The sequence below is a fragment of the Pseudoalteromonas sp. GABNS16E genome, from assembly GCF_028598715.1.
GTDB lineage: Bacteria > Pseudomonadota > Gammaproteobacteria > Enterobacterales > Alteromonadaceae > Pseudoalteromonas > Pseudoalteromonas atlantica.
In genome coordinates this window covers 56,190-62,864 of record NZ_JAQREZ010000023.1, presented here as the reverse complement: position 1 = coordinate 62,864, position 6,675 = coordinate 56,190, and the positions used below count along the sequence as shown (strand labels likewise).

7 protein-coding genes and 1 pseudogene are annotated in these 6,675 nt (G+C 42.8%); 2 read left to right on the top strand and 6 right to left on the bottom strand.

The window, feature by feature from the left end; genetic code table 11:
* Positions 1-96 (top strand): annotated as a pseudogene (locus tag PSI06_RS11120) (IS5/IS1182 family transposase); the annotation flags it as partial.
* Positions 97-332: 236 nt separating this feature from the next.
* Here the strand turns inward: PSI06_RS11120 and PSI06_RS11115 are convergent.
* The 6 genes from PSI06_RS11115 to PSI06_RS11090 form a co-directional block, all read right to left on the bottom strand.
* Entirely contained in the window at positions 333-1,235 is a 903-nt protein-coding gene (locus PSI06_RS11115; RefSeq protein ID WP_273603761.1) for a homocysteine S-methyltransferase family protein, read from the bottom strand.
* A 166-nt stretch (positions 1,236-1,401) separates the two neighbouring features.
* Positions 1,402-1,647: a DUF3297 family protein gene (locus PSI06_RS11110; RefSeq protein WP_004586033.1), complete on the bottom strand. Its 246-nt coding sequence runs from the start codon at positions 1,645-1,647 to the stop codon at positions 1,402-1,404.
* An 83-nt stretch (positions 1,648-1,730) separates the two neighbouring features.
* A complete protein-coding gene (locus PSI06_RS11105) occupies positions 1,731-2,735 on the bottom strand; it encodes a YeiH family protein (protein ID WP_273603760.1) in 1,005 nt (334 codons plus the stop codon).
* The gene (locus PSI06_RS11100; RefSeq protein WP_055255428.1) at positions 2,735-3,730 is read right to left on the bottom strand and encodes a TauD/TfdA family dioxygenase; all 996 of its coding nucleotides are present in this window, start codon (positions 3,728-3,730) and stop codon (positions 2,735-2,737) included. Before PSI06_RS11100 ends, PSI06_RS11105 begins: the two co-directional genes overlap by 1 nt.
* A gap of 9 nt (positions 3,731-3,739) precedes the next feature.
* The gene (locus PSI06_RS11095) at positions 3,740-4,702 is read right to left on the bottom strand and encodes an aldo/keto reductase (protein ID WP_273603759.1); all 963 of its coding nucleotides are present in this window, start codon (positions 4,700-4,702) and stop codon (positions 3,740-3,742) included.
* Positions 4,703-4,918: 216 nt separating this feature from the next.
* Positions 4,919-5,668 carry a GntR family transcriptional regulator gene (locus tag PSI06_RS11090; RefSeq protein WP_004586029.1) on the bottom strand — a complete coding sequence of 250 codons (750 nt, stop codon included), beginning with the start codon at positions 5,666-5,668 and terminating at the stop codon, positions 4,919-4,921.
* Positions 5,669-5,838: 170 nt separating this feature from the next.
* Between PSI06_RS11090 and PSI06_RS11085 the strand changes: the two genes are divergently transcribed.
* Complete coding sequence (locus PSI06_RS11085) at positions 5,839-6,606, top strand: sulfite exporter TauE/SafE family protein (RefSeq protein WP_004586028.1); 768 nt, start codon at positions 5,839-5,841, stop codon at positions 6,604-6,606.
* The last annotated feature ends 69 nt before the right edge of the window (positions 6,607-6,675 follow it).

The following is a 6,675-nucleotide window of genomic DNA, read 5'->3' as shown; positions in this document are numbered from 1 at the left end:
GGGATAGCCACGCGGTATGAAAAGCTTGAACGAAATTATCATTCAATGCTCGCTTTAGCATTTACTATGATGTGGCTACCAATGTGGGCTGATTGATATATGTACTACAAAGATCAACAGCCCCTAACCGCGTTCGCAACTTTAAAATGGAAAAGAACTTTTCAACTTATATACAAATAGTTGAGCAGGCTGGGCAACTATTATAATTATTGAAAGGCAGTCAGCTGAGCCACCTCGTTATTACTCTTTAGTGGCTCAACTTTTTACACGGTAATAGATTACTAATGCTGAGACATTATTTTAATAAGCAGTCTTCTGCTTTATAGGCAGCCTCAAGCGCTTTCAAGTTCCTGTTTCCAGTTTACTAATACTTCAATAAATTCTGGGCCTATACCACAGCAGCCGCCAATAATGCTTGCGCCTTGGCTGTACCACGTTTTTGCAAAATCTAGGTATTCTGCAGGTGAAATATCACGATACGCCTGCGAGCCTTCGTTGGCTTTGTAATCGCGTGCGATAGGTGTAAAGCCATTAGCAAACGCGCCTAACACAACGCTTTTATTTTGTTTAGCTAATACTGCATTGGTATCGCTAAAGGCTTGCTCTATAACCTCGGGGATTGAGCAGTTAAAGAAAATACCAGTAACATTTTGCTCAAGCAAAGCCGCTACGGCGTCACTTACCAGCTCACCAGAGCGAAGTGTCGCTTGCTCGCTTACCACATCATTTAAGGTAAATGCGTAATAACATGGCTTGTTTGAGCCTTTAAGTACATTTGCCATAACGTGCGCTTCTTCAATGCTCGATATGGTTTCGCCAATCCATACATCTACGTGCTCGTCTTGCGCCTTGTATAGCGTATCTAAAATAGTAAAAGCGCGTTCGCTCTCAAATAGCTCTGGGCGGTAAGAGCCAAATGCTGGTGGTAATGAGCCTGCTACTAATACATTTTGTTTAGCGCTTTGAGCTACGTCTTTTGCAATAACGGCTGCTTGCTGCGCAAGGGCTGCGCCTTGAGCTTGGTATAGTGCTTCTCCTAAATGAAAGGGCACACAGGCATAACTATTAACGGTAATTATTTCAGCGCCTGCATTAATAAAACCTTGGTGAGCCTGCGTTACAAAATGTGGGGCTTCTATTAGTGCTTGTGCACTCCACAGTGGCTGTGTAAATGGTGCGCCAATGCGCTTAAGCTCGCGCCCCATGCCGCCATCTAAAATAGTTACTTTATTCATAAAGGATTTCTATACAACTAAACAATATGGCGCTATTCAACCATAATTTTTTTAGATTCATAATGAAACTTCGTCACCTTTAACATGAAAAAAGCTCAATGCTTTTTTACAGGCATAAAAAAAGCGACATCTCGCAGGAGAGTCGCTTATTTAAGTAGGCTAAATCTTACTTATAAAATACTTCTACTGTACCTTTTACTTTCATAAGTAAAGGTTGACCGCGGCGGTCTAGCGCTTTAGGCGCGGCAATTTTAATCCAACCTTCGCTAATGCAGTACTCTTCTACGTCAAAGCGTTCTTTGCCATTTAAGCTTACGCCAATTTCGTGTTCAAACACTTCTTCTACGTAATGCTTGCTACGTGGGTTAATAGAAAGCTGATCAGGTAATGCTGGTTTTGTTGAATCGGTCATGGTTTTAATCTTTATTAAAAAGTGATGCGCTATTGTAGGCAATCCACTCAATACGCTCAAGGTTTAATGCTTAGCTACTCAACTTAGCTACACAATACAAAGCCAAGTATTAACAGTGCTATCCAAATGGTTTCGGCAACAATCATAATTATTGGTTTTAAGCCCACCTCGGTGAGTTTGCCTAGGTTTGTTTTCATACCAATGGCGGCTATAGCGGCAATTAAAAAGAACCGAGAAAGCTCATTTGTGGTTTCAAGCACAATAGCGGGTAGGTTAAAGGTGCTGTTTATAATCATTAAAATTACAAAGCCAATTAAAAACCCCGGTACTTTTAGCAACTCGCCATGGTTACCTTTATTTGAGCGATTAATAACCACCATCATAATAAGTACTACAGGCAACAGCATAGCCACGCGTACTAGTTTGGTAAGTGTTGCTATATCGCCAGTTTCGGGCGATACCGAATAACCGGCACCCACTACTTGGGCTACATCGTGTATGGTGCCACCTAAAAATACCCCGGCGTTATGTGCATCAAATTCAAGGTAGTTAACCACAATAGGGTATAAAATCATTGCAATGGTCGACATGGCCGTTACGCCAATTACGGTAAGTAAGGTATCGCGCTCTTTATGCTCGCTGTTTGGCATAATAGATGAAATAGCCAGTGCTGCCGATGCACCACAAATAGCAACTGAGCCACCGGTGAGTGCGCCAAAGCGTTTTTGTAAACCAAATACCCGGGCAAGTACAACGCCTAAAATAATGGTGGTAAATATAGCGCCAGCTAACATTAGCGCTGTTTGCCAGCCCAGTGTAATTAAATCGCCCAGTGCTATACGGGTGCCAAGTAATACAATGCCTACACGTAAAACCGTAGTACCGGTAAAGTCTATGCCTTTAGCGCACGGGCTGTCGCTTTGATATAAAAACGACACCGCCATCCCCAATAATAAAGCAAACAACATAGCGGGCGCGCCATAGTGTTCACTTAAAAATAAGGCTGCAAGGCCAGTCATTGCAGCAATACTGGCCCCTTGCCATAACGGGGAAACTTTTACCTTTAGTGCACCGGTTAAGCTTTGCATTAGGCGTTAGCTGCTGTCAGTGCAACAAGCACTTGGCGTTTACGCTCGCCAGTAAATGGGCGGCGGCCATGCATAGCCATTTCGTTATCAACTAAGGCTACATCGCCATCTTGCCATGCTAAATCAAAGGTAAATTCTTTTGATAGCTCAACAATTTTTTCAAGCCCTTGTTTAGGAATGGCGCTACCATCGCCAAAGGTAATAGCAACCGATGGGTTTTCGCGAACGCCTTTCCAGCCCATGTAAGCGGCAATAAGTTGGTTATAAAAAACCTGTACGCCGTTTTCAAGGGTAACTACCGCAGGTAAAACCGGAGTAATTGCTTTTAAAGAGCCATCTTCTAGCCACTCCCACTTGTAACCTAGCTCGGTAAGTTTGCTGTGTGCTTCTTCTTTGGTTTCAACACTTAGGGTGCTTTTCCAGCTGCGACCTTGACCCGATGTAGCATCGTCGGCTGCGGGCATGTAAGTGGTGTACTTTAAGCCTTTTTGTTCAAAGTCATCGGCTAATTGGCTATCAAATTGCTTTAAAGCGCTAAATAATTTATCTGAGCGACAAAGCGGTGTCGCGCCGCCTTCCTCAGCTGCCGATTTACAAAAAAAGAACAGTTTACTTGGCGATATAGGCGTTTGTGCCATTTCGTGATGAAGGTAAATTTCTACATCTTTGGGGGCTTCGTTAGCGGTAAATACACGCTCGGTAAAGTTAATACGTACCGCGTTAGATAGCGACTCTTGGTACGTAAAGTTGTCGTAATCAAACCCTGCTGAAAACGTATCAAAGGTTTCGGCGCTATCAACAGGAAAGCCTCTGAACAATACAGCGCCTGAGCTGCGTAGTTTTTTAGCCAACTCGCTTTTGTTAGCGCGAATAAAAGCTACCGCTTCTTCAACGGTGCTGGCGTTATTGTTATTAACTACAATGCACGGAAAAACCGAGTCATCAAACGTTAATTGAGTAGGCACTTGGGCATAGTTAAGTTCGGTAGCTGACATTTTATTATCCTAATCGTAAATAGGGTGAAAACGGTTAAAGGCAGCTTCACAAAAGTGCCCAGGGTCGTTAAAACGGCGGTTGCTATTAAGCGCAGAAATTTGCGCCATTTCTTGCTCTGTTAATTCAAAGTCGAACAGCGCGAGATTTTCTTTCATGCGTTCAAATTTAGAGGTTTTAGGAATAATGGCGGTGCCGCGTTGCACACCCCAGCGCAGTACAACTTGTGCTGGTGTTTTGCCATGATTTTGCGCTGCAGCTTTTACTACGCTTTGCTCAAGCACCGACTCAGTTTGATCGGCCATTTCAAGCTCAAGGTACGAAAGCGCACCGAGCGGCGAAAACGCCGTAACCGGAATATCGTACTGTTTGGCAAGCCTTACTAGTCGCTCTTGCGTTAAATAAGGGTGCGACTCAATTTGCAGCATGGCGGGTTTAATTGTGGCGTAGGTCATTAAATCGTGAATAAGTGCGCTTGAGTAGTTACACACACCAATGCGTTTTGCTTTGTTGTTATGTACTTGCTCTTCCATTGCTTGCCACGTTAAGTGTAGCGGCACTTTTGCCAGCTCCATTTGTGGGTTTTGTGCATCTGGGTCTACAAACCACTCTGGTGGGTAGCGCGTTTCGATTGGTACAAACGTTTGCGCAATCGGAAAGTGAATTAAGTATAAGTCGAGGTAGTCGAGCTTTAAATCGCTCAAGGTTTTATCAATGGCAAGCTCTACATGCTCTGGCGCATGAAAGGTGTTCCATAGTTTTGATGTTACCCATAATTCTTCGCGGGTACATAGGCCGCCTTTTATTGCTTGAGCAATGCCATCGCCTACTTGTTCTTCGTTACCGTAGTCTGATGCGCAATCAAGATGGCGGTAGCCTGCTTTAATAGCTTGGTACACCGTTTGCGCGCAATCTTCTTGTGCTACTTTCCATAAACCGAACCCGACTGGCGGGATGTTATTTAATGAACTCATTGGGAATTCCTGTTAAAATTGCATAATGACTTTTGTCTTGTATAAGACATAAGTTATTATACGAATCTAACAGTGTCAACACTGTGTTAACCGCAAGGCAATAAATGAAAGGTGTTAAAAAACCTACAGGCAGCAAAAAGGCAGCGTTTGCTGCCTTTAAAAAATATTTAATAAGTATGCGCTAATATAACTTACTCGCGGCTAAAGCGCGGTTAATTAATCAAGTTCTATTTGGTAGTGGTAATGATCGCTACGGCATTTGCTTAAACGGTATTCAATGCGTTTACCTTCGATTGATTCGGTAATGCGCGATACCAACAATAAAGGGTCACCGGCTTTAATAGCGAGCATTTTAGCGTCGGTTTCATCTGCTAAAACGGCTTTAATGCTGTCTTGGGTTTTATGCACGGTTTGGTTAAATTTGGTTTGGTAGTAATGATACAATGTGTGCGGAATATCACTACTTTGATGTATATCAGGAAAGAAACTTTGTGGTAGATATATAGTTTCGCTCATACAAAATTCGTTATCGAGAATGCGTCTGCGTACAAGCTTAGTGACTTTGTCTTTTTTATTAAGTTGCAGCGCATCAATAACATCTTGTGGTGCAGGGCAAAGCTCAACCGACAATAGCTCGGCTTTAGGTAGGTCGGCGCCTTTACCGTCAGCCTGTAGCGGAAAAAACCTAAACAGGGCATCTTGCGCGGTATGCTCAGATACAAACGTACCAACACCTTGGCGGCGAGTAACTATTTTATCGTCGGTTAATAAATTAAGCGCTTTACGCACAGTGCCTTGGCTTACGTTAAACTCTTCAGCAAGGCGAAACTCGCTCGGTAATACTTCGCCAGGTACCCAGCGTCTTTCAACAATGAGCTGTTTAATATAATCAGCCACTTGTAAGTAAAGTGGTTGAAAAGCCAAGCTTGGGCCACTTAATTTGTGATCAAACATAGAGTTACTCATTGTTATTTACCATTAAATTTAATCCACCTGTATTTATATCATAGGTGAAACTTTTTGCGCAGTTTTGCGCAAGCTCAATTAATTGTGAACTATTGCCATGTAGTTTGTTTTTACATTATGCCTAAAAACAAATCGTTACACTACAATAGCGCACACGTAGGATATTTAAAGTGCTCAGTATTTCGTTAGAACTCATCTTGCTTATGGCGTTGTGCCTAAGCCTTGCCACCATAATGCAAACGCTTAGCGGGTTTGGCTTTGGGTTGCTGGTGGTTGCAAGCTTTACGTTGCTAGATGTTTTACCGCTCACTGCCACCACCTTTTTAGTGAGTTTATTGGGTTTGGTTAACTCAACCACTGTGGTGGTTAAAAATCGCAGTACAGTAAAAGTGCCCGAGCTTAAACTTATGTTGTATACCGGTATTCCGCTAATGCTGTTAGGTTTTATATTGCTTGAATATATGTCGGCGCATTTAACGCAGTTCTTAAACTTTATTTTAGGTATTAGTATTTTGCTATGTTGTGGCTTAATGCTAATTGGCCGTGATAGAGCAAATAAGCAAAGCGGGCGTGGCTCGTTTTTAATTGCTGGCGGCGTAAGTGGTTTGCTGGGTGGGCTGTTTTCAACTTCGGGGCCGCCGCTGGTGTTTCAGTGCTATAAACAAGCTTGGTCTATTGAGGCCATTCGTAGCACCTTACTTGCGGTATTTACCATTGGTGGCCTAGTCCGTGTTGGTATTGCCTTATTTGGCACCTTACCCGAACTCGACATTATGTTTTTAATTGCAGCGGCCATACCGCTGGTATTATTAGTAACGCAATTTGCTCGTAAATTAACGCCTTACGTTGATGCAAAATGGATTCGTATAATAGCAATTGCATTGCTTGGCCTAAGCGGCGTTTCGCTGGTGGCAACATCGGCACCGGGCATATTTTAAAAGTAACGATGTAAATAATTCATCTTAGGGTTATTTACATTGACATGGGGATTACAATTATTTAACTTG

Bases quoted from the DNA above. Each gene is read 5' to 3' on its own strand.
- PSI06_RS11115 (WP_273603761.1), bottom strand. From the start codon at position 1,235: ATGAATAAAGTAACTATTTTAGATGGCGGCATGGGGCGCGAGCTTAAG.
- PSI06_RS11110 (WP_004586033.1), bottom strand. From the start codon at position 1,647: ATGACCGATTCAACAAAACCAGCATTACCTGATCAGCTTTCTATTAAC.
- PSI06_RS11090 (WP_004586029.1), bottom strand. From the start codon at position 5,668: ATGAGTAACTCTATGTTTGATCACAAATTAAGTGGCCCAAGCTTGGCT.
- PSI06_RS11095 (WP_273603759.1), bottom strand. From the start codon at position 4,702: ATGAGTTCATTAAATAACATCCCGCCAGTCGGGTTCGGTTTATGGAAA.
- PSI06_RS11105 (WP_273603760.1), bottom strand. From the start codon at position 2,735: ATGCAAAGCTTAACCGGTGCACTAAAGGTAAAAGTTTCCCCGTTATGG.
- PSI06_RS11100 (WP_055255428.1), bottom strand. From the start codon at position 3,730: ATGTCAGCTACCGAACTTAACTATGCCCAAGTGCCTACTCAATTAACG.